This window comes from Microcoleus sp. Pol11C3, assembly GCF_036701485.1.
In the GTDB taxonomy this organism is placed as follows: Bacteria; Cyanobacteriota; Cyanobacteriia; order Cyanobacteriales; family Microcoleaceae; genus Microcoleus.
The window spans coordinates 1-24,132 of the sequence record NZ_JAUBQW010000015.1; the positions used below are offsets into that span (position 1 = coordinate 1).

Below are 24,132 nucleotides of genomic sequence, written 5' to 3' on the forward strand. Positions count from 1 at the left end.
TCTGAGTTTCACACGTTTGAGCTTGTTAAGAAAGTCCCTCTTGACTTTCTATCGCTCTTCTTAACTTGTCACCAATGGCATCTAACAGATTAAAGAGCTGTTTTGGGAACCCGATCGACTTTCAATTTTAGCTCTAACTTACAATAACCAATAACCAATAACTAACAACTACCACTGCGGCTCAGAAGCCATCAAAGCAGTCGCAGCCTCGCTCGGTAAGGGCTTAGCAAAAAAATAACCCTGACCGTATTCGCAGCCGATCGCCCTTAACCTAGCTAATTGTGCCGCCGTCTCCACACCCTCAGCAATCACATCCATACCCAAAGCGTGAGCCAGCGCCACAATCGTCCGCACGATCGCCACATTCTCCCCCTCGCTTTCGATCTCCATTCGCCCCACAAACGACTTATCAACCTTCAAAGTATCCGTAGGAAAACGACTCAAATAACTCAACGACGAATAACCCGTGCCAAAATCATCAATTCCCAACTTGACATTTAACCCTTTCATCTGCTTCAAAACCGCGATCGCCGACTCCACATCATCCATCACCACACTCTCAGTAATCTCCAACTTCAAATTCTCGGCACTCAAACCAGTTGTTTCCAAAATCATCTGAATACGATCAACCAAATCCGGCTGAGCAAACTGCTTCCCAGATAAATTTACACTCATAATCAAAGGTCGATCAAAATCAAACATTTCCTCCCACAGTCGCAACTGCCGGCAAGCCTCCTCCAGCACCCACTCGCCCAGCGGCACAATTGCCCCCGTTTCCTCAGCCACCGGAATAAACTTCATCGGCGAAATCAAACCCTGCAGCGGATGTTGCCAGCGTACCAAAGCCTCAAAGCCAATAATCCTCCCGCTTGCCAAAGATACAAACGGCTGGTAGTGCAGCAAAAACTCTTGACGCTTGAGGGCCATCCGCAAATCAGTCTCCAACTGCAACCTCTCCACCGCCAAAGCGTGCATCGAAGCATTAAACACCTGATACCTTCCCGTGCCCAAAGCCTTCGCCCGGTACATCGCCGTGTGGGCGTCCCGCAGCAAGTGTTCCGGCTGTTCCGTGACACCAGCAGCGGGTTCGCCCCCCAGCGCAATCCCGATACTCGCCGTCACAAACACCTCCTGCCCCTTCAAATCAAAAGGCACAATTAAAGCTTGGTGAATGCGATCGGCCAAATCCACCGCACTGCCAACATCAACATTCCTCACCAAAATCGCAAAATCGTCACCCCCCACCCGCGCCACAGTATCCCCGGAGCCAATAACCGCCCTCAACCGCTGCACCACCGACATCAGCAGTTCGTCCCCCGCCAAATGACCCAAAGAATCATTAATCACCTTAAACCTGTCTAAATCCAGAAACAGCACCGCAAACAGATAGCTGCGGCGGCCCCTAGTATTGACGATCGCCCGCCCCAGGCAATCCACGAACAAATCCCGGTTGGGCAAACCCGTCAGAGAATCGTGAAAAGCATCGTAAAGCTTCCTGTAAGCACTGACACCGACACCAGTCACCACCAAACCCAAAGTCGGCGACACTAACGGTATCCACCCACCCCCAGTAAAAATCCCATAACTAATCCCCAACAGTCCCATCAATCCCGCACCCCCAGCCAATCCCGCCCTCACAGGATGCTGAATCCGCCAAGCCAAAACCCCGCCAATCACCGCCCAAGCACCGTTCCACAAAATTTCCGCCCATTCCGGCCACACCCAAAACAGCGATCGCCCATCCAAAACCGCACTCAATATTTGGCTGAGCATTTGCGCGTGCAACAACACCCCCGGCATTTTCGGACTTTGCTTTTTAACCGGGCTGTAGGGCGTCAAAAACAAATCTCTGGTACTCGGTGCCGTCGTCCCGATCAGCACAATCTTGTCCTTAACCCAGCTTGGGTCAATTTCCCCCTTCAATACCTGCCTGATACTGACTTGTCGCGCCACCTCCTTACCAGAACGGTATTTGAGCAGAATTTGGTAGCCTTTGGCGTCGACATTTGCATAGCCGCCACTGTTAGAAGTTAAAGGCACAAATTCTGCCTTTCCCCAGTTGATTTGGTGGGGATGAACAGGGCTATTTTTCTGCTGTACTCTGTCTTTGAGATACAGCAAAGCCACTTGCACCGAAAACGATAAAGCAATCTTTTTGTCTGGTTGCGAGACTGAGAGCAAATTGCGGCGTACAACGCCATCAGGATCGAGAACGAAGTCGTTAAAACCGAGCCGATCGCGCGGTATCCCCGGGGGCGCAGGCACTCCCTGACTTTCTGAATCGCTCAATTTATAAATCGCCACCACATTCGGTGCTTTCAGCCCGGCCAGCAATTCATCGTGTCCCGGCGCTTGCGGCAAATCCCGGTACAAGTCCAAAGCGATGACTTTTGGCTGATACTTTTGCAGTTTTGTCAAGGTTTTAGCGATCGCACCATCGGAAATCGGAAATCTCCCCAAAGCTTGAATATCGGCCTCAGAAATTCCCACTACCAGCAGTCGCGGATCGGGGCCCGAATCTGGCTGCAAGCGCACTAACGAGTCAAAACTCCCCAATTCCAGGCTTTGCAAGCCTCCAAACTGCCGAACTCCCATATTCAGCAGCGTTACAGTCACGCCCGCAAGCATTGCAGGCAAAATCCTGACCCGTCGGTTTTGAGAACTCCAGTCGAAGCCAGTTGCGACAGACATGACATATCGAAGATTTCGAGAGAATTTGGCAGTCACAAAAAAAATATGTCGGTGCAAATTAGCTTTGCACAAGTCTGTTCTTACAGAATTGAGCTTAATATGAGATTGAATGTAATTTTTTCAGAACTTGTGCCACAACCGAGTTTCTTTAAGCTAATTACTTGATTTGGCAAAGTATTTCTCGAATGGGAACCGAGTTTTTGAAGATTTGCCGACAAATCCTGCCTTTCATTCCTTGTTTCCCCAAATTCCCACAAGCGTTAAAATTTAGTCGATCGAAATTTCAGGATATTTTTGAGATTATGACGAATCAACTTCCGATTCCGGTGATTGTTAACGGTGCTGCAGGCAAGATGGGCCGCGAAGTAATTAAGGCGATCGCCCATGCTAGTGACATGACCTTATTTGGGGCTGTAGACCGCTCTCCTGAGTGCCTCAACGCCGATGCCGGCGAATTAGCCGGATGCGGCCCCTTAGAAGTTCCCGTCACTGACGACTTGCAAGGAATGCTGGTATTAGCATCTCAGGAAAAGCAGTTAGGCGTGATGGTAGATTTTACACACCCTTCGTCTGTTTATGAAAACGTGCGATCGGCCATAGCTTACGGGATTCGCCCGGTAGTCGGCACTACCGGATTGAGCAGCAAGCAAATTGAAAACTTAGCTGAATTCGCTGACAAAGCCAGCATCGGCTGTTTGATCATACCCAATTTCTCGATCGGCATGGTTTTGCTCCAACAAGCCGCCGTCACGGCATCTCAGTATTTTGAACACGTAGAAATTATCGAGCTGCACCACAATCAAAAAGCCGACGCCCCCAGCGGTACGGCAATTCAAACTGCCCAAATGTTAGCAGAAATGGGAAAAACTTTCAATCTGCCCGAAGTTGAGGAAACCGAAAAATTAGCCGGAGCGCGGGGTTCTGTGGCGGATGAAGGGATTCGCATTCACAGCATCCGTTTACCCGGTTTAATTGCCCACCAAGAGGTAATTTTTGGCGGCGCCGGTCAAGTTTATACTTTACGACACGATACGAGCGATCGCGCTTGTTATATGCCAGGAGTCTTGCTGTCTATACGCAAAGTCCTTGAATTGCGATCGCTCGTTTACGGCCTGGAAAAAATCTTGTAGTTATTAGTCATTAGTCATTAATCATTAGTCATTAGTCATTGGTAATCTGGAATTAATCTGACTTCAAACTTCTGATTTTTGACTTCAACATCAATCCGTTAAATCTGTTAAATCCCTTAATATAATCCGCTTCCGAACAGACAGCCGTTGCATCCCGTACATTGCTCGTTGCCGAACTTCCTATGCTAATTCCCTTAACCCGCGAAACCTTTCAAGAACTAATTCCCGCCGTCGCCACGGGAGCGCAATACAAATATATCTGGGGAAAACCGCCCGATTTTTTGAGGCGAATGTTAATCTCTGCAGTCAGCGTAGTTTTCCTCCTGGTAGTTTACAACTTCGCCGGTTCCGATGTCGGGCCGCTAGTTTTAATCACCGGATTGATAGCTGGTTTGTACTGGCTGTGGGGGCCAATTTTGTGGGCGAGTTTGCGGAATGCAGAATGCCGCAAATATCAATACTGCGGTTTTTGGCAAGGACGAGTTTTAGATGTTTACATCACCGATGAAGTCACAAGTCAAGAAGAAACTGTCAATCAAAAAGGACAACTCGTAATAGTTGACAACCTAGAACCGCGCATCAACTTAGAAGTTGGTGACAAAACCGGATTTACCACTACACTTCGAGCTCCATTACGGAAAGATCACCAAGGAATTGTCCCCGGCCAAGCTGCTTTAATGTTAATTATGTCAAATCAGGAAGATTTAGGCAGAATTGCCAAAGTTTCAGATATTTATATTCCCAGCCGTGACGTGTGGGTGAGCGACTATCCTTATTTACGCAGAGATTTGTTTGTAGAAATGAGCCAGCAAATTAAAAAAGGTAGACACAAAAAAGGGCGCGATCGCACTAATCAAAGCAGAGATGTAAAAAGGCGATCTCCCGCTGATTATTAATTAATAAAATAGACTCCTTAATCCACATTCAAGATTGTATTATGCAGTTGAAACCGCCCCGAATTAAAAAGAAGTTTTCCAGGCATATTTGGTATTAATTTCGGCTCGAAGGTCGAGTTTTCGGACGCCAGAAAAATTCAGACAGCTTCATTTTTGGTTGACCTAGCCGTTTGCGCCACCCTTCCATATAAGTGTAAAATACCGGAGTAAGATACAGCGTTAAAACTTGCGAAAACAGCAATCCACCGACGATCGCAATTCCCAACGGACGGCGGGATTCGGAACCGCTACCAACTCCCAGGGCGATCGGCAAAGTTCCAATTAAAGCCGCCATCGTCGTCATCATAATCGGACGGAAGCGGACGATGCAGGCTTCGTAAATGGCATCATACGCGCTTCTGTCTTCTTTGCGCTGTTTCTCGATCGCAAAATCTACTAGCATAATACCGTTTTTCTTGACAATTCCCACCAGCAGAATAATCCCGATAAACGAATAGAGATTGAGTTCAACCTGAAAGATTACCAGCGTTAACAGTGCACCAAATCCGGCTGACGGCAAACCTGACAAAATTGTCAGCGGGTGAATGAAATCCTCGTACAAAATGCCGAGAATTAAATAAATCACCACAATAGAAACCACCAACAACCAACCTAAATCGTTAAATGATTGGTTGAATACCTGTGCGGCACCTTGAAAACTTGTTGTAACTGACGGCGGCAAAACATCCTTCGCAACTTTTTGAATAGCTTCGGTTGCTTGACTCAGCGATGTTCCTGGAAGAGTGTCAAAGGAGATTGTAGCAGAGGGCAATCCAGTTAGGTGATTGACGGTTAGCGGGCCGACTGTTTGAGTGACATTTGCGATCGCACTTAGCGATATCATTTGTCCGGTGTTCGATCGCACGTAAAGCATCGACAAAGCACTCGGATCGCGCTGAAACTCAGGCTTTAGTTCTAACACAACCGTAAATTGATTGTTCGGGGTATAAATCGTCGAAACCTGTCCTGAACCGTAAGCTGCGCTGAGGGTTTTTTGCACTTGTTGAGCACTAACGCCGACGGTTGTGGCTTTGTCGCGATCGACTTTAACTTGAAGCTGAGGCGTGCTCAGTTGCAAATCGCTATCCACACCGCGCAATCCCGGTAGCGTTTTGATTTTAGCTAACAATTCCGGCACCGCTTGACGCAGCGCTTGCAAGTCTAAACTTTGCACCGTAAACTGATATTGTGAATTGGTTTGTTGACCACCGATCGGAATCGCAGCAGGAGAGCGTAAAAAAGCTTGAATGCCGGGAATTCCGCGCAATTTAGGAGTGAGTTGTTGAATGATTTCGTCGGCACTGAGGCGGCGCTGCGCTCGCGGTTTGAGCCTAATGGTAATGCGTCCGTTGTTAGCCGATGCGTTCGGGCCACTCGCACCTACAGTTGAGTTCAACGCTGCTATGTTGGGATTTTTCCGAATGATATCAACGATTTGTTGTTGGTGAAGCAGCATATCTTCAAACGAAATATCTTGCGCTCCTTTTGTGTTAGCCATCAGTTGTCCGGTGTCTTCAGTCGGAATAAAGCCTTTCGGAACTAGAACGAACAGATAACCAGTCAATACCAGCAGAATTACAGAAACAATCAGCGTCACAAAACGGTATTTCAAAACAGGCTTTAGCGACCCTTCGTATCCTTGCAGCAGCAGCTCAAAGCCGCGCTCAGAAATGCGATAGAAGCGGTTGTGTCGTTGGTGGTGGGACGATTTGAGAAAGCGACTGCACAACATCGGCGTCAGGCTCAGAGAAACAAATCCCGAAACCAAAATTGCCACCGAAATAGTCACCGCAAATTCATGAAATAATCTACCGATTAATCCACCCATAAAGATAAGGGGAATAAATACGGCAACCAATGAAAGCGTCATTGATAGAATTGTAAAACCAATTTCTCTCGATCCTTTTAATGCTGCTTCGAGCGGCGCTTCTCCCATTTCTTGGTGGCGAACAATATTTTCGAGAACCACGATCGCATCATCCACCACAAACCCCACTGAAAGCGTCAGCGCCATCAGAGACAGGTTATCTAACGAGTATCCCAACTGATACATCACCGCAAACGTACCGATAATCGCTACAGGCAAAGCTAAACTCGGAATTACCGTCGCTGTGACGTTCCGCAAAAATATAAAAATTACTAAGACAACCAGACACACTGACAAAACTAAGGAGAACTTCACATCGTCTACAGAAGCCCGAATTGATTGAGAGCGATCGTACATAATTCCCATTTCGATGGATTGGGGAATTTGTTGTTTGAGTGCGGGTAACATTTGCACGATCGAATCGACGATTTCGACAGTATTTCCATCGGGTTGAGGCTGCACTGCCAGCAAGATAGCAGGTTGATTTGTAACATTTTTATCGGTGTACAAATTCAAGACTTTGTTATTCTGCACGTCGTCAATCACGTTTCCTAAATCTTGCAGCCTCACTGCTGCGCCATTTTTGTAAGCAACGATCAGCGATCGATATTCTGCTGCCTTATTTAATTGACCGTTTACCTGAATTAAATAGCTTTTGTTATCGCCAGAAAGGCTTCCGGTTGGCAAGTTGACATTTCCTTGTGTAACTGCGGTTCTAACTTGATCTAATCCGATTCCCCTGGAGGTCAATTCTCGCGGATCGAGTTGAATTCGCACTGCATATTGTTTCTGCCCGTAAACCTGCACTTGCGCCACACCGTCAATCGCTGAGATGGGTTGTGCGATCGTCACTTCTGCGGCTTCATCCACTTCGGCAATTGGCAGAGTTTTGGAGTACAAATAAAGGTATAGAACCGGCGCAACTGAAGGGTTAACTTTGCGGTAGGTAGGCGGTTTGGGCATTCCCGATGGCAATGAACCGGCGGCGGCGGCGATCGCAGCTTGTACATCTTTAGCAGCAGAATTAACACTGCGGCTGAAGTCGAATTGTAGGGAAATGTTCGCGCTACCGGTGGAACTGGTGGAGTTAAACGAATTGAGGCCTGCTATTTCAGTGAACTGTCTTTCTAGCGGCGCGGCGACTGAGGATGACATTGTTTCGGGGGTTGCACCGGGTAAGCTAGCAGAGACACTCACAAAGGGATATTCAACGTGAGGCAAGGCGCTAATTGGTAGCAGAAAATAACTCATCAAACCGAAGATTAGGATGCCGATTGTGACCAGTGCAGTCATCACGGGGCGGCGGATAAAAATTTCTGAAAGGTTCATAAAACTTGGTTGGTAGTGAGATGTCGAACCATGAGGACACGGCAGTGATCGAGGCGTGTCAACTTAAGGGGTCAGTCCGCTAGTCCGCTAGTCCGCTAGTCCGCCAGGGGTTGAAACCCCTGTCTAATAGCTAAAGTCCTCTTCAGAGGACTAATGAGTTTAAAATTTTTCTTCTCAGTCCTCTTGAGAGGACTTTAGCTTTGAGGCAGGGGTTTCAACCCCTGCCGGACTGCGGGTCTGACAAGTTGACAGCTATGGGCATGGTGCGGTGTCCTCCTCGCGAGGATAATCGATTATTTTGGGGTAAGAAAACGGCATTGCCCTGTCCTCCTTAGAACGGTTATTTTACCGTCCTCATTTAAATGAAAAAACTTGCCGAAAATTCACCTCATTGAGCTTTTTCCGCCACGATTCCATGTATATGTAAAAAACGGGCGTGAGATACAGTGTCAAAACTTGTGAAAACAAAAGTCCGCCGACAACCGCAATTCCTAACGGGCGGCGAGATTCCGAACCCGCACCAACTCCTAGGGCGATCGGCAATGTTCCCATTAGTGCCGCCATCGTAGTCATCATAATCGGCCGGAATCGTACTAAGCAGGCTTCATAGATTGCTTCCGCTGGTTTTTTGCCGTCGTCGCGCTGGGCTTCGATCGCAAAATCCACCATCATAATCCCGTTTTTCTTAACAATCCCTACCAGCAAGATGATGCCGATGAATGAATAAACGTTGAGCTCAACGCCAAACAACATCAGCGTTAATAACGCGCCAAATCCCGCCGAAGGCAATCCAGACAAAATTGTAATTGGATGGATGAAATCTTCGTACAAAATACCCAGAATTAAATAGATTACCAAAATTGCCACGGCCAACAGAAACCCTAAACTCGGCAGCGAACTTTGAAAAACTTGGCTCGCACCCTTATAATTGGTGGCAATGCTGTCAGGAATTAGCGATTTCACGATTTTGTCGATCGCACTATTTGCCGTTCCCAGCGCCACTCCAGGCACGAGATTGTAGGAAATTGTCGCAGCATTCATCCTACCGACATGGTTGACAATTAACGGTGCAGTTCCCGGAGTTATTTTGGCAAACGTTGCTAGCGGTACTTGTGTTTTACCGCCCGAAGCATCACTGGAATTACTGCCCGCTGTAGCGATGTAAAGCTGCATCAAAGCATTGGGATCTTTTTGATACTTTGGTTCTAGTTCCAAAATAACTTGATACTCGTTGCTCGCACCGTAAATCGTTGAAACTTTGTAAGCGCCGTAGGCATTTCTCAGGGTATTTTCAATTTGACTGGCCGTAATTCCTAATGCTGAGGCTTTGTCGCGATCGATATCAACTTTGATTTGAGAAGTCATCTGCAAATCGCTATTAACATCCTGAATTTCTGGCATTGCTTTCATTTTGTCAACCAGTTGCGGGACGTACTCCCGCAGCGGAATTACATCAGAACTTTGCAGCGCGAGTTGATACAATCCAGTGCTTTGTTGAGTGCCAAGCGGGATTGCTGGAGGATTTTGCAAGAAGACTTGAATGCCGGGAATCTCTGCTAGTTGCGATCGCAAATTCTGCACAATTTCATCGGCTCCCATCTGCCGCTGCGATCGCGGTTTCAGCCGGATAAACAAGCTTCCCGAATTTCCGGCAACAGCCGCCCCGCCGCCATTTGCACTCGCTCCTGCCCCGATATTCGAGTTAACTGCTTCCACGTTCGGATCTTCCCGAATCGCGCTAACAACGGCTTGCTGGTGGCGAACTAATTCATCAAAAGAGGCATCTTGTGCAGCTTGAGTAATGCCCGTGATTTGTCCGGTATCTTGGCTGGGAATAAAGCCTTTGGGAACCGCGATAAATAGTCCAACTGTGACAAACACCATTGCGAATGACAAAATCATCGTAGTCCGGTGATATTTTAAAACTTTCTTGAGGCTCCAATCGTACAAACTCAAAAAGCGATCGAATACATACTCTGAAGCTCGATAAAGCCGACTTTGATTGGCGTGATTTACCGGACGCAAAAAACGGCTGCACAACATTGGTGTCAGGCTCAAAGATACAAAGCCAGAAACCAAAATTGAAACTGCAATCGTCACTGCAAATTCATGAAACAAGCGCCCCAACAACTCGCTCATAAATAACATGGGAATAAACACCGCCACCAAGGAAAGCGTCATCGATAAAATCGTAAAGCCGATTTCCCTAGACCCGTTTAGCGCCGCCTCTCGTGGGCTTTCTCCTTCTTCTATGTGGCGGACGATGTTTTCGAGCATGACGATCGCATCATCGACCACAAAGCCCACAGAGAGCGTCAGGGCCATCATCGACAAGTTATCTAGCGAGTAGTTGAACAAGTGCATCACGCCAAAGGTTGCGATCAGCGAAACCGGCAGCGCTAAACTGGGAATTACTGTTGCAGACAGATTGCGTAAAAATAAGAAGATTACTAAGATGACTAGGGCGATCGTCAAAACGAGGGTAAACCGAACATCATCCACCGACTCGCGAATTGATTGAGACGCATCGTACATCACCCCAAGATCGATCGAACTCGGAATCTGAGTTTTTAAGTTGGGCAGTAATTTTTGAATCGTCTCTACAACTTCTACAGTATTTGTGCCCGGCTGTCTTTGAATCGTGAGGATAATTGCGCGATCGTTGTTATACCAACTAGCAAGTTGAGTATTTTCTACGCTGTCAACCACTCGCCCTAATTGTTCGAGATAAACAGGCTGTCCATTTTTATACGTCACAATTAAACGGCGGAATGCTGCTGCATCCTGAAGCTGTCCGTTGGTTTGCACAGTAAAGTTTTTATGGCTACCCGAAAGGCTTCCTGTGGGTAAGTTGACGTTTCCTTGTTCGATCGCAGTTTGCACTTGATCGATGCCAATTTGCCGCGTTGCTAACTGTTGCGGATCGAGTTGAATTCTAGCAGCATATTTTTGAGAACCATAAATCTGCACTTGCGCCACACCGGCGATTGTCGAAAGCTTTTGCGCTAGATAGGTTTGTGCGTATTTATCAACCTCAGAAAGCGGAAGCGTTGGTGAAGTGAGATAAAGGTAAAGAATCGGCCCATCGGCAGGGTTGACTTTGCTGTAGGTAGGCGGATTTGGCAAATCGTTAGGTATTTGGCCCGAGGCCGAGGAAATTGCCGATTCCACATCTTGCGCCGCATCGTCAATATTGTGGCTGAGATTGAATTGAAGCGTAATTTGAGTTTTGCCACTGGTACTTGTGGAAGTCAGCGTATCGAGTCCAGCAATGCTGGAAAATTGCTTTTCTAGCGGGCGCGCCACCGATGCAGCCATCGTTTCTGGGCTAGCGCCGGGGCGGGATGCGCTGACTTGAATCGTGGGATAATCGACGTTTGGTAAATCGCTAATCGGCAGTAAGCGATAACTCATCCAACCAAAAATCAGAATTGCCGCCATCACCAAGGTGGTCATAATTGGACGGCGAATAAACGGTTCTGAGAGATTCATTATATCAAGTCCGGTTAATTACTTATTGACTGGTTCCCAGGCTCCTGCCTGGGAATCCATATCCAGAGGCTCTGCCTCGCCTGGGAAAATGGAGGCAGAGCCTCCGGATCGGCATTACCAGGCTGGAGCCTGGTAACGAGTACAGCGCCAGATAGCAGAATTGAGCCCAACGATCGCCCTAGGGATTCTTGCGCGATTTCCATGACTTATTTCCCGATGAATTAGAGTCGCCGCCAGATTTTCTACCAGTTTCTTTGGCTGCAGATGTGTCTGAATTATTATTGCCTTTAGTGGTATCTGAATTATCTTTAGAATCCGCTGCGGTTTTAATGCGAATCTTGCTACCATCAACCAGATTTGCTTGTCCGTCGGTGACAACTTCATCACCCGCATCCAGACCTTTTTGGATAACAGTTAAGCCGTTGATTGTATTGCTAACAACTACAGGCACATTATCCACTGTATCGTCTTCTTGGGCGACAAATACAAATTGTCCGTTCGGCCCTGTCTGTACTGCTTGTGAGGGAACAACAATCGCATTTGGTTGTTGACTTAATGTTAGAGTTGTGTTAACAAATTGACCTGGAAAAAGTTTGCCATCTGCGTTATTAAAGTCGCCAATCAGTTGAATTGAGCCAGTGGCATTGTCAACCGTATTGTTCACAAATGACAAGGTTCCCGATATCGGACGATTGTTTCCGGCAAAGGTGACATCAACTTTAAGTTTGCCGTTATCCGCGTATTTTTGGATTTGTGGCAGGTTGGATTCAGGAACGGAAAAGGCAACTTGAATTGGATTAATTGTGGAGATTGTCACCAAGGGTTTGTCGGTGCTTGGTTGCACCACATTGCCGACTGTCACCAGAATATTTCCGGCACGCCCGTCGATCGGCGCATAGACCTTGGTATAGGATGATTGCACCTGAGCATTTTTCAAGGCACCGCCGTCTGCACTCAAGCCAGCTTGAGAACCCTCGATCGCAGCCCGATCGCCTTCCACGACGGCCCGAGCATTCTCAATCCCTACTAAATCGCTTTTTACCGCCGTCTCAGCATTCTCAATCCCCACTAGATCGCTTTTTACCGCCGTCTCAGCATTGGCGATCGCCACGAGATCGCCTTTTACGACAGATTCAGCATTGGTGATGCCGATGCGATCGCTCTTCACCGCTGTCTCAGCGTTGGCGATCGCTTGCTTGTCAAGATCGACCGTTGCCGCAGCGGCTCGGCTGCTGGTAGCGTATTGTTGGGCTTGGTCTTGACTGATTACTCCTTGCTTGTAGAGCTCTGCGTACCGTTGACTTTGGGCTTCGGCATATTGTGCTTGCGCTCGATCCTTGGTCAAGGTGGCGATCGCTTGTTTAACTGCACCTTGGTCTTTTTGGAGCGTCATTTTGGCTTGTTCGACAAGTCCTTGGTCTTTTTGAAGAGTCGTTTTGGCTTGTTCGACAAGTCCTTGGTCTTTTTGAAGAGTCGCTTTAGCTTGCTCGACCATTCCTCGGTCTTTGTCAAGGGTTGCTCTAGCTTGTTCGACAACTCCTTGGTCTTTAGAAAGGTTGGCTGTGGATTGTTGCACCTGTGCTTGGCTTTTTGCTACGATTCCTTGAGCTTGCTGGATCGAGGCAGTTTGAGAGCGATCGTCGATCGAAAACAGCAGTTGTCCTTTCTTAACTTCTTGCCCTTTCTTGAAATAAACTCCTGTAATCCGCCCGCTAGCTTGTGGTGTCACCGAGACAGTAGAACTCGATTGCACGTTGCCGATCGCTTGCAACTGTATCGGCACCGTTTTTTTCGTTACTGTTGCCACTGTCACCGGAGTTATTTGCAGTCTGCCGCTGCGGCTCGGTTTTTCCGCTTTAGGAGCGGTCGATCGTTGCCAAACCAAAAATCCCAACCCACCCACCAGCAGCAACCCCAGCAAAAATAGCGCAATCCGCCCTTTCGCCAGCACCTTTTCCGTCGGTTGTTTGGCTGCAACACTTTCCGCCGGTTCGCTCTCCGGCAATGTTGGAGCTTCCTGAAAAACTTCACGGAGAGCGTCTTTCGGACTTTCACTAACAATTTCTACGTTATGCGTAGGTTGCTCGTTCAGCTTCAGATTTTCGTCAGAAACTTTAGGGCGAGTACCATTCCGACTTTCACTAATAATTTCCTCGATCATCACAAACCTCCTTTGTAACTAACATCTTGCACTCTTCTCAAAAACAGGCAAGATGCCTGTTCTACAGGAGATAAATTTTCTTGTGGAACAGGCATCTTGCCTGTTCATAAAAGACTTATTGACAATGGTGCAAAAGGTGAGCAACATCTCAGTTGTAACTAACATCTTGTATCATTTATCATTCTCAAGAACAGGCAAGATGCCTGTTCCACAACACATCAATTTTCTTGTGGAGTAGGCGGGAGAACCCGCGCAAGTCCTGTATCAGTTTCGCCCTGCAAGTTACCCAATCAGAACGTTATTGCGAGTTTGTTTGAGACTGCTTTTGCCCGCGAGGATAAGCAGTCTTGAGAATTTCTTTAATTTTTGTCTTTTGTTCGGCGGTGAGATTTAGCTCGGACAAAGCTTTCCGCATTTTTTCACCTCCCTTGACTTTAGTTTCCAACTGTTGTGCCTGTTCGGGCGTTAACACCGCTTCGACTTGTTTGCGAAGTTCCTCGCGTTTCTGTGCGCGTTCTGCATCCGTTGCTTTCGGTTGCGCTGAACTTGGAGTTGCAGTCGCCGCGACAGGTTGAGCCACTGGGGAGGAAACTGAATCCGCCTTCGCTTGGTCGGAACTTACTGGATTGGCCGCCGTCGTGTCAGGTTGGGTAGCTTCGGAGGCATTGGATTGCGTACAAGCAGACAAACCGCCAACCAAAAGTGCACCGACGAGGACAAATGCTGGTACGATCGTTGTTCTTTTCATGATTCACTGCCTCTAATTAATCTTCACCACCAAATCTTATAGGCTAAAATCAGCCAGCGCATGACCCAAGACTCCTAACTTGACCAGTCAAAAAGCACTTTGCGGTTGTGACTTTTTTCCTAGTCCCAAATGCCAAAATCAGCCGAAAAGGCTCTACCGCGATCGTTGGCAGATTCGCTAAGCTGCTACACATAACTTGTCTGTTTTGGCAAAAGGGGAGCGCGGGACAGTGGGAGAGTGGGAGAATGGCTCAATGACCAATTCCCTCAACATTCATCCGTTAAATCCCGATCGCGTGCTTCGTTGCCGAACTTCCTTCTGAACATAAGGGGGTAACGTGTTTTTTGACTCCAAGATACCTTCTACAATTAGGTCAGCGACCTTGCTTGAATCGCTCCAGCTTTTGATGGGGAAAAGTTCTATGATTCGCTTGACCTATCCGTCCTTTCGTTTGTTGCTTTATTTGGAGTGGCTGCTGCTGGCGACGGCAGCCTTTATGGAAGTGCTGCATCCGTTTCAGTCACTCTGGTCGCTGCTGTTACGGGTTGGCGCGATCGCACTTTTCGGCGCTATCGGGTTGCGTTTGCCAACCGTTCGGTTAGGTAGAAAAGTTTTATTTACAGCTCTAGAATTTGGCTTGATTTTGCTGCCAATTGTCCACGAAGGGTTATCGAGCCGATCGAGCTTTTTGCTTTTTCTCGTGCTGCTGATGCGGAGTTGTCTGATCTTCCGTCAGCCCGGGCAGGTGACTGTCTTGGGTTTAGCCCTGCTGTCCTATAGCTCGCTACTGTTATTAAAACCTATTTTACCTGAAAAAGTCATTGCAACTGTTTGGGAATGGCGATTTAGCAATGTGTTATTATTTGGCTTGACATTAGTGTTCGCTTTATTGTTAATTAATGCGTTGATTGCGGAACGCCAAAGTCGAGAGCAATTAGAAATTGCCCATGATAAATTAGCCATAACTCACGAACAACTCCGCCACTATGCACTGCGAATTGAAGACCAGGCAACTTTGCAGGAACGCAATCGGATTGCTCGTGAAATCCATGACGGACTCGGACACACCCTGGCGGCTCAAACCATTCAGCTCAATAATGCCCTATTGTTCTGGAAATCGGAGGATGAGAAAGCGCTGGAGTTTCTGCAACAGGCGAAACAACTCGGATCGGAAGCTTTGTTAGAAATTCGCAAATCTGTTTCGGTGTTGCGATCGAATCCTTTGCAAGGATTGTCGCTCGAAAGTGCGATCGACAAACTTCTCAAAGACTTTCAACGCATGACTGCGATCGAAGTTTCCAACTCGATTCGCTTACCAGTTATCCTATCTCAGGAACTCAATACAACACTTTACAGAATTGTGCAAGAATCGCTCACAAATATTCACAAACACGCTGATGCAACGATGGTGACAGTTGGGTTGCAGCAACAGGCAGGACAGATTTATTTATCGATTTCTGACAACGGCAAAGGCTTCGATCCGGCGCAAAATACGACGGGATTTGGACTCCAAGGAATGCGAGAACGAGTGGCGGCGCTAAGCGGTCAATTTGCTATTTATAGCGCGTCTGAAAACGGTTGCCGGATTTCGGTTGCTTTGCCCTCTCAAAACATATAGGACTCAGCGGTTGAAACCGCGTCTATACAAACAAACTCCGCCTTCGCGGACTGCAGAAATGATCGTGCCCATTGGGGGGGTTCTTCTTCCTTCTACTTATGAGGATTGCTAAATGATTCGGATTTTGCTAGTGGACGATCGGCATATTATTCGCAGGGGAATCAAGAGTATCCTGGAATGCTATTCTGATATGCAGGTAATTGGTGAAGCTGAAAACGGACAGGAGGCGATCAACCAAATCCCCATCCTACAGCCCGACATTGTGCTGATGGATATTCGGATGCCCGTGATGGATGGCGTAGCAGCAACCGGGGCGATCGCACAATCTTATCCCGATACAAAAGTCCTGGTTTTAACCACATTTGATGACGATGAATATGTCAGCCAAGCAATGCGGCTGGGTGCAAAAGGCTACCTGCTCAAAGATACCGAACCCGACGAACTTGCGTTAGCAATTCGCGCTGTTTATAAAGGACACACGCAACTCGGCCCCGGATTGTTTGAAAAAGCCCTGATGACTCCTGCTGTAACTAATCCGACGGTTGTTTTTCCGCCAGAATTAGAGCAACTCACGCCCAGAGAATTAGAAGTGTTGCGTTTAATAGCTTCGGGCGCGAACAACCGAGAAATTGCTCAAACCTTATTTTTGTCGGAAAACACGGTAAAGAACTATGTAACGAATATTTTGAGTCGGTTAAATTTGCGCGATCGAACTCAAGCCGCGCTGTTGGCTCATTCACTCTTCAATTAGGGACTTATTGATACCTGAAAGTGGCAATCAAAGCCTTGATCAGAGACAGATTCAGCCACTTTCTTACCACCCGATTTTTTACACCCACCCATCCGCACCAGTAGCACACAAAATCATCAACTGTTCCCCTCTTGGCCGTAAGCCTGCCAAGCCAAATCCACCAGCCCGTTAACAATAGCCACAGCTACCACCGCAGAACCCTTGCGGCCCTCAATCCGAATGTGAGGAATCATCGAATCATGCAGCCGCGACTTAGCCACGTCCACCCCTACAAACCCAGAAGGCGTCCCAATCACCAAAGCCGGTCGAATTTCCTCAGATTCAATCAAATCTACGATCGCCGACAAAGCAGTTTGAGCCTGGCCCACCACAAAAATCCCTTCAGGATAGCGTTTTGCCAAAGTTTCAATCCCCCAAGCCGCCCGCGTCCTTTCCTTTTGGGGGCGTGTCAAAGCCTCCATCGAACAGTAAACCGGATTCGCAAAGGTACTTTGAATTAGGGGCGTAATGCCCACCTGCACCATCGGCACATCTACCACGATCGTAGTCCGAGCAGCCAAAGCCGCCGCCCCAGCCTGCAAAGCCTGATCGGAAAAACTAATTAAAGACTTGTACTCAAAATCAGCAGTCGCATAAATCACGCGGCGGACTATTTCGTACTCCGCCGCTGAAAAACCGTGGTCGCCAATTTCGTTATCGATTAATCCCAGACTCTGGGCATCGCTTACGTGCCATTCCATTTGTAGGATAGCTGTCGCCTGTGAGTTGTCAGGTATCAGCTTACCAGCTTTTAGTCATTCGTTGACTGTTGAGTAAAATCTGCTTTCCTGTCAACTGCCAACTGCCAACTGACAACTAAGTTTCCGACGACGACGAAGATTTGCCCAACACCGGAGTCAGGAATGCCACCAAAGCTCCGATCGCAAAACCGGCCACATTCCGAACCACAGGCAACCAGTCAGAAGTGCGAGTCACCACCGGCCCCAGTCCAAAAGCAAAAAACAGAATGCCCCACAGCGGCGAAAAAATCAGCGCCCACTGCCAAGCCACAACCTGTCCCGGCTTCCGAGGCTGAGCCGCAAACCCGCAGATGACGCCACCAACCACCGACGTAATTAACGTCAGAACCCACTGTTCCCTCGGCAAACCGGGAACCACGCGGCATCCGCCCTGACGCAAACACCCTTCTATCGACTCCAAAGATTCAATAATCGCTCGATCTTCGCCATTGTCCCGCACAAAAAATTGATTACCGTAACGGGTTTGGAGTTCTACCCAAAAAGTGCGTGGCAGCAGCGGATACAGCGAGTCGCCCACATTAAAATTGAGCAAATTGCCACCTCGCGGATCGGCAACTAGCAACACACTCTTGTTATCTAGCCCCCAATAACTTTTGACAGCCAAACCGGGCGTGCGATCGTACTGAGTCAGCACTCGCAGTTTCCAGCCGGTTTCAGCTTCAAAAGCCTTTAAATTTTTTGCCAAACTTTGTTCTTCAATATCCGTAAGGGCTTTAGCTAAGTCAATGATCGGCGTCTGAGTTGACGGCAACAAATCGGGATTATTGAAAGCGTGGGCCGCAGGTGCGATCGCCCACACGCACAAAGCCAGACAAAATGCGACAACAGAGGCTAGAAATTTTCGCGGGAAAAGCTGTGACATAGGAACTTATAATCCGGGTCTTAATTGTGAATGCTAGCTGGCGGTCTTAACCAGAGGATAAGAGAAATCTCATATTTCTTTACAATTATTTACTTTACAGGAAGGGGAGAGCAAGGGGAAGAGTTCGGGCAAGGAAAGTTTTGAACAGTCAACAGTCAACAGTCAACCGTCAACCGTCAACAATCAAATGACTAAAACTAAGGTTTTGCCCCAACCCCCTCACAGAGACGCCGATCGCGCTCGCTCACATTAGGATTAGTTCTCAGATAATCGCCCACCCAGTCGCAGCCCCTCACCAGCAAATCGTCAAGATCCAAATTCCACAAAATCACCCGATTATCCCGGCCTGCAGAAGCCAGAACCTTCCCATCCGGGCTAAAACTCACGCTCATCACGCTATCCTTGTGACCCGTCAAAGTTTTCAGCAAAGTCCCGCTGCGACTCCACAGCTTCACCTTATGGTCATAACTGCCCGAAGCAACCAACAAACCATCCGGGCTAAAAGCAACGCTAGTTACGCTGTCGCTAGAACCCTTCAGCAGCGTCGCCACCAAAGTCCCGTCCACCTTCCACAATTTCACCGAATTGTCGTAACCCGCCGAAGCCAGCATTTTGCCGTCAGGGCTAAAAGCAACCCCTAACACAAAACTGTTGTGAGCCCCTTCAAAAGTTCTCAGCAAACGACCGTCCCGATTCCAGAGTTTTACAGTACCGTCATCGCTTGCAGAAGCCAGCATCGAGCCGTCGGGACTGAAAGTCACCCCAGTTACCCAGCCTTGGTGTCCCGTCAAAGTCTTAATCAACCTGCCGTTTCTCGTCCAGAGTTTAACAGTCTTGTCCTTGCTCGCCGAAGCGATAATCTCGCTGTCGGGGCTAAAACTAACGCTCATCACGCTGTCGGCGTGGCCGTCGAGAGTGAACAGCACAGAAGGCGAACACGGGAATAGCGGAGCCGAAGGACAAGGGAGAATATTATTCATGCCATCTTCTGTCAAACTCCAGACTTTCACCGTTTTGTCGTAACTCCCAGAAGCAAGTAGCTGACCATCGGGGCTGAAACTGACGCTGGCGACTCTCTGAGTGTGTCCTTCCAAGGTTTCGAGCAAAACTCCCGTGCGGCTCCAGAGTTTGATAGTTTTGTCCGTAGAAGCAGAAGCGAGCCTTTGGCCGTCGGGGCTGAAAGTAACGCTTTGCACCCGGTTTTGGTGTCCGTCGAGAGTTTTGAGCGGCACGTCATCGAGTCGCCACAGCCTGATAGTTTTGTCAAAACTTGCCGAAGCCAAGGTTTTGCCTTCCGGGCTAAAACTCACCTGAGTAACTCGATCGGCGTGTCCTTCAAAAGTTCTCAGTAAGCGACTCTCTGGTTTCATGTTGCTAGCATCGGTTGGGCGTTTGTCGCCAACACCAGCCAGACTCCAGAGTTTGACAGTCCCGTCTGCACTTCCCGAAGCAAGTGTTTGACCGTCGGGGGAGAAACTGACACCAAATACCCACTTGCTGTGTCCCCGTAAAGTTGTTAGCAGTTCACCTTTTTTTGCTTGTGTTGAATTTTCTCTGGCTGGGTGTTTGAGTGCAGCGATGCTCCAGATTTTCACCGTTTTATCTTCACCCGCACTGGCGATCGTTTCACCATCGGGGGAGAAACTGACGGTGTAAATTTTCGAGGGTTGTCTGTTTTCGCTGTGCCATAAATTAGCGATTAACCGGCCGTCAGAACTCCACAGTTTCACAGTACCGTCATCGCTCGCCACAGCGATTATTTTGCCGTCGCGGCTGAAGCTTAGCCAATTAACGGGAGCAAATTGTTCGATCGTTCTCAGCAGCGTGCCGTCGGTTTTCCAAAGTTTGATAGTTTTATCTGTAGAGCCACTGGCGATCGTTTGACCATCAGGGCTAAAAGCAACGCTGGTAACGCTATTAGTATGCCCGTTGAAAGTTGCCAGCAAATTGCCGTCTGTTTGCCAAATTTTGACAGTTTTATCTAAACTTGCCGAGGCTATGATTTTGTTGTCGGGACTGAACGCCACAGAGGAGACGCTGTTAGTGTGGCCTTTGAAAGTTGCCAACAAACTGCCGTCGCGCCGCCAAAGTTTGACGGTTTTATCTACACTAGAAGAAGCTATTGTTTCGCCGTCTGGACTGAAACTAAGACCCCAAACTACATCGCCATGTCCCTCCAAGCGGTTGCGTTCTTTGACGCCATAAACAGCCTGCTGGAGGGCAGCAGAAATCAGAATTTCGGTGTCTTTGAGAGTATACATTTGTTGGGAGTGTTCGATTGTTTTCCACTTTTTACCAGCTCTCAAACTTTCCATCATGGCGTCAAATTTGTTGTTTGAGAAATAAAGTGCTTCAGAAGCTGCTGTCAGGGTACTGATTTCGGCTCGCTGAGTTTGAGCGACAGCTAGCTGTTTTTGACCCACAGCCCGCCACCAAAAGTTTACGGCGGCGATGGTGGAACTGGTTAGCAGCATGACGCCGATCACTGCTAATCCCAGCAGTTGTTTGAGAAAAGTATTGGCTCGGTAGAGCTGTGCTTGACTCATTTTTTTGTCTGCTTCTGCTTTGTGCAGTCTGGCTTCTAAGCCAAATCTTTGGCGGATCGGTCGCACTAAATAGTCGTGTACCAATTGATAGCGGTCTTCGGGCGCTTCCCGCAGCAGAAATAGCAAACCGTGACCAACTAAAATGTCTAAAATTAAGTCTAGGTTGTCGGTTTTCTTTTGTCTGCTTTCAGGGTCTTTTGCGAACTGTCTCTGTAGGGAAAGTCGGTTTCGACCGCCGATCGCCGATAATTCTTGTTCGCCCGCATCTGTTGGCTGCGAACCTGTCACTAACGAGAGTTCGTGTTTGGTTTTTATCAGGCGAACGCCTCTTTCATCTGTCAGGGAAAACAAGATTTTCCACGCTGCATCTTCGTTAACCAGACCGCAGTCAGAGATGACTCCTTCGAGCGATCTTTTCACTAATTCTGCTTTGGGATTGTCCCCCAATTGCTGGTATTGTGCTAGACTGGTAATACCTTCTTCTTGCAGTTGCGCTCCTACTACCTGCAATTCGATTGGTCGCACTTCTTGCAGTTCGTCTGCTAAATCTTCTACGAAGGCATCGATCAGTGCCGGCTCCAAATAAAATTCCGCCCGTTCTGTTAAGTGTCCGATGACAGCCCGCGCGTCTTTGATAGAAAAACTTCGCAGTTGGTAGCGGATACTTTTGTCGAGAATATTATTGTTAATAGCGTCAAGATTTGGGAAGCGATCGCAATCTAGTAAGTAGTGCAAATAATCTTCGCGCAAGCACAGAATTATCTTGACATAAGGCAAATTCAAAAACGACCGCAAAAAATTATAAAAAAGTTGTCTTTGTGCCACTGAAGTCGAAACAAAGAAAAACTCTTCAAATTGATCAAAAATCAGCACAGTCAACAAATTATTAGTCGCATTTTCGCGCAACTGATCTATAATAAAAGAAGAGACTTCCGAGCTGCGAGCAGGAATAACCGAGCAACTTTTTTTGTGGATTTCCTGTAGTCCTTTGGAGATTAATTTACTTTCCTCTTCGGCTTGTTTGTCGTACAGTGCGCTGTTCAAAGCATTTTCTAACTCCACCAGCCAGTCGGTGTAAACTTTGACTACTACGGGCAATGTATCCCGCGCGCCCGGAGTAATATTTTTCAAAGCTGGTACTAAGCCGGCATTGACTAGAGAACTTTTCCCGACTCCGCTGGGCCCGTGAATAATAGTTAATTTATGGTCGTCCCTGCTAATTCTTTCTAGCAAGCTATTGATATCTGTTTGGCGGGAGTAAGCTGTCATTTCCGCTGCGATGGCAGCTTGGTTTTGAGCTGAGGGGCCTGAAGGATTGAGCGCTTGGCGCTGCTGCTGCAATTGGCTGGCTCCGATAAAAGCTCTAAATCCGTATTGATATTCGATCGAACGCTGGGATTTTTTAATCCGAAACGCTTTAAGATACTCTCCTTGCTCGAAATAAACCGCTTGCAATTCCGTCAAAATATCGATGTAAAGTCGGGGGTCGTACTTCGGCTCGCTTTGAGATTGAGCCAACTCCAACGAATGAACCGCCGCTTCCCACTGGCCTAGCTGCCGCAAACTTCGGGCTAAAAGTAAAAGATACGAACTCCTGTCGGATTTGGGATGTTGGATTTTAGATTTGGGTTCGTTACTTAACTCGTTAGGGCCCAGAAATTCTGGATAATTTCCCTCAAACCCCAATCTCAAATCTTCAATCAGCAATCTCAAATCATTAGGCGTTTGATCCAAAATCGCCAAAGCCAACTCGGCTAGCTGGCGGGCTTGACTCCACCTTGACTGTTGCAGAGCAACTTCAGCCAAAAAGCCGTAATCTTGAGCTAGTTGGCTGGGAGTACCGTAAGTGAAGTGCAACTGCAAAGAATTTTCAGCTAATGCTTGCAATTCTCCCCAAGCTTTCAAGCGTTGCAGCACTTGTCCCAGGTGTGCTGTCACCTCAGCTACCAATTCGGGGCGTGAGGCAAGGGAGAAAGCGTTTCTAGATTGTTCCAGGCTAATCCAAGCTTGTTCCCAGTGCTGGCGGTTGGCTACCGGGTTTCTGGCTGCTTGCAAGCGGTGACACAGGGCTATGTGAAACAGCACTATGCCTTCTCTCTCTAAAAACAAAATTTTGGGGACAGGATTCGACAAGGAGGAGAAGGTTTCTGGGTTTTCGGAATGTTCCCAGTTGCCTGTTTTCTGCTGCCAAAATACTAAACTTTCTTGGTAGTGAATTAAGGCAGTTTCGGTTTGGTCGCTGACATAATAATCTCGACCGAGAACGAATTGCAGGCTGGCTTTGAGGGCGGGTTCTAATTCTTCACCGCGATTTTGTAAATCTCTTAAAGCTAATTCTAGTTCTCGGCGTGACAAAGAGCCGATCGCCAAATCAAAGGTATTGCCCGGACTCAATGGCGAATACGAGTGGACATCTGATTGTCGTCGGTTTTGGGGCCCTGAGTTAAAAGTTAGAAAGCGTTCTCCAGGGCTGATTTCGTTCTCCAGACCGCGTTTTTCGCAGGGGGTTTCGCAGGTTTCACAATTAGCTATGGTGCTGACGTTGCTGCTGGCGAGTTCTTGATTGAGTTCGCCTATTTTAAATATAGTATTGGCCCGCCTAGCGAGGAAATTAATTAATTCGTCAACGCCCATTTCAAATTTAATGGTGGCGGCGGCCCAACTTTTGAAATCCGGAGCCAGACGAATCATTTTGGTCACGATGTCATCTGTTACCCACAAAATCACTGGGCAGGAAAAATTTTTGCGAAATTCGTCTCGCACTTGATTGGTAGAAGCCATCAGTTCGTCGATCGCTACTACTGTTTCTAAACCGAATACCATCAAAGCCGAGGCGGCATCGACAGGCGAGTACCCATCCTGGAAAGTGCTTGCCTGCAGAGTAGTGTAAAGGGTTTTGACTGAAGGTGGCAGGACGAGATCTTGAATTGGAACTGGGGACACTTCTCGCAGCCGCTGCGCTATTTGCTGCCGCAACTGCTCGTAGTTGCAGCGCACCAAAATTAGCGAGAATTGGTGTTGAGACATTGTGATGGACCTGACCAGAGTTTTGAGCGAGCGCTCGTTGTAGTTGGCAGTTTCTTGTACCTTAATTAGATCGGTCATGCGTGCACCTCTTTTGCATTAATCAATTACCTAACGCTCGCTAATCGTGACTGAAAGCGTATCTACTTAGACCGAGCCGTCTCTGTCTGACGCTTTA

The 24,132-nt window shown here is 47.8% G+C and carries 12 protein-coding genes; 4 read left to right on the plus strand and 8 right to left on the minus strand.

Annotated elements, in window-relative coordinates:
• Window positions 1–168: 168 nt before the first annotated feature.
• The gene (locus tag QUA40_RS06195) at window positions 169–2,691 is read right to left on the minus strand and encodes an EAL domain-containing protein (protein ID WP_333122855.1); all 2,523 of its coding nucleotides are present in this window, start codon (window positions 2,689–2,691) and stop codon (window positions 169–171) included.
• A 302-nt stretch (window positions 2,692–2,993) separates the two neighbouring features.
• Between QUA40_RS06195 and dapB the strand changes: the two genes are divergently transcribed.
• Window positions 2,994–3,821: a 4-hydroxy-tetrahydrodipicolinate reductase gene (dapB, locus tag QUA40_RS06200; protein WP_333122858.1), complete on the plus strand. Its 828-nt coding sequence runs from the start codon at window positions 2,994–2,996 to the stop codon at window positions 3,819–3,821.
• Window positions 3,822–4,003: 182 nt separating this feature from the next.
• Complete coding sequence (locus QUA40_RS06205) at window positions 4,004–4,717, plus strand: phosphate ABC transporter permease (protein ID WP_333122860.1); 714 nt, start codon at window positions 4,004–4,006, stop codon at window positions 4,715–4,717.
• Between the two features lie 94 nt (window positions 4,718–4,811).
• On the opposite strand, the gene QUA40_RS06210 is transcribed toward QUA40_RS06205, so the two are convergent.
• From QUA40_RS06210 to QUA40_RS06225, 4 genes are all read right to left on the minus strand, one after another.
• Window positions 4,812–7,952 carry an efflux RND transporter permease subunit gene (locus tag QUA40_RS06210; protein ID WP_333122862.1) on the minus strand — a complete coding sequence of 1,047 codons (3,141 nt, stop codon included), beginning with the start codon at window positions 7,950–7,952 and terminating at the stop codon, window positions 4,812–4,814.
• Between the two features lie 354 nt (window positions 7,953–8,306).
• Window positions 8,307–11,444: an efflux RND transporter permease subunit gene (locus tag QUA40_RS06215; protein ID WP_333122864.1), complete on the minus strand. Its 3,138-nt coding sequence runs from the start codon at window positions 11,442–11,444 to the stop codon at window positions 8,307–8,309.
• Window positions 11,445–11,622: 178 nt separating this feature from the next.
• Window positions 11,623–13,605 (minus strand): efflux RND transporter periplasmic adaptor subunit, encoded by a 1,983-nt coding sequence (locus QUA40_RS06220; protein WP_333122866.1) that lies wholly within the window; start codon window positions 13,603–13,605, stop codon window positions 11,623–11,625.
• 298 nt (window positions 13,606–13,903) lie between these two features.
• Entirely contained in the window at window positions 13,904–14,353 is a 450-nt protein-coding gene (locus QUA40_RS06225; RefSeq protein WP_333122867.1) for a hypothetical protein, read from the minus strand.
• A gap of 421 nt (window positions 14,354–14,774) precedes the next feature.
• Here QUA40_RS06225 and QUA40_RS06230 point away from each other — a divergent pair, with 421 nt between their 5' ends.
• Together QUA40_RS06230 and QUA40_RS06235 are read left to right on the plus strand one after the other, a co-directional pair.
• Window positions 14,775–15,971: a sensor histidine kinase gene (locus QUA40_RS06230; RefSeq protein ID WP_333122869.1), complete on the plus strand. Its 1,197-nt coding sequence runs from the start codon at window positions 14,775–14,777 to the stop codon at window positions 15,969–15,971.
• A 112-nt stretch (window positions 15,972–16,083) separates the two neighbouring features.
• Window positions 16,084–16,722, plus strand: coding sequence for a response regulator transcription factor (locus tag QUA40_RS06235; protein ID WP_333122872.1), 639 nt, complete (start codon window positions 16,084–16,086; stop codon window positions 16,720–16,722).
• A gap of 116 nt (window positions 16,723–16,838) precedes the next feature.
• Here QUA40_RS06235 and QUA40_RS06240 read toward each other — a convergent pair whose 3' ends face one another.
• From QUA40_RS06240 to QUA40_RS06250, 3 genes are all read right to left on the minus strand, one after another.
• On the minus strand, window positions 16,839–17,462 hold the full coding sequence (locus tag QUA40_RS06240) for a precorrin-8X methylmutase (RefSeq protein WP_333122874.1): 624 nt from the start codon (window positions 17,460–17,462) through the stop codon (window positions 16,839–16,841).
• 115 nt (window positions 17,463–17,577) lie between these two features.
• Window positions 17,578–18,384, minus strand: a complete 807-nt coding sequence (locus QUA40_RS06245; RefSeq protein ID WP_333122877.1) for a TPM domain-containing protein — start codon at window positions 18,382–18,384, stop codon at window positions 17,578–17,580.
• A gap of 197 nt (window positions 18,385–18,581) precedes the next feature.
• On the minus strand, window positions 18,582–24,035 hold the full coding sequence (locus QUA40_RS06250) for a WD40 domain-containing protein (RefSeq protein ID WP_333122880.1): 5,454 nt from the start codon (window positions 24,033–24,035) through the stop codon (window positions 18,582–18,584).
• Window positions 24,036–24,132 lie beyond the last annotated feature (97 nt).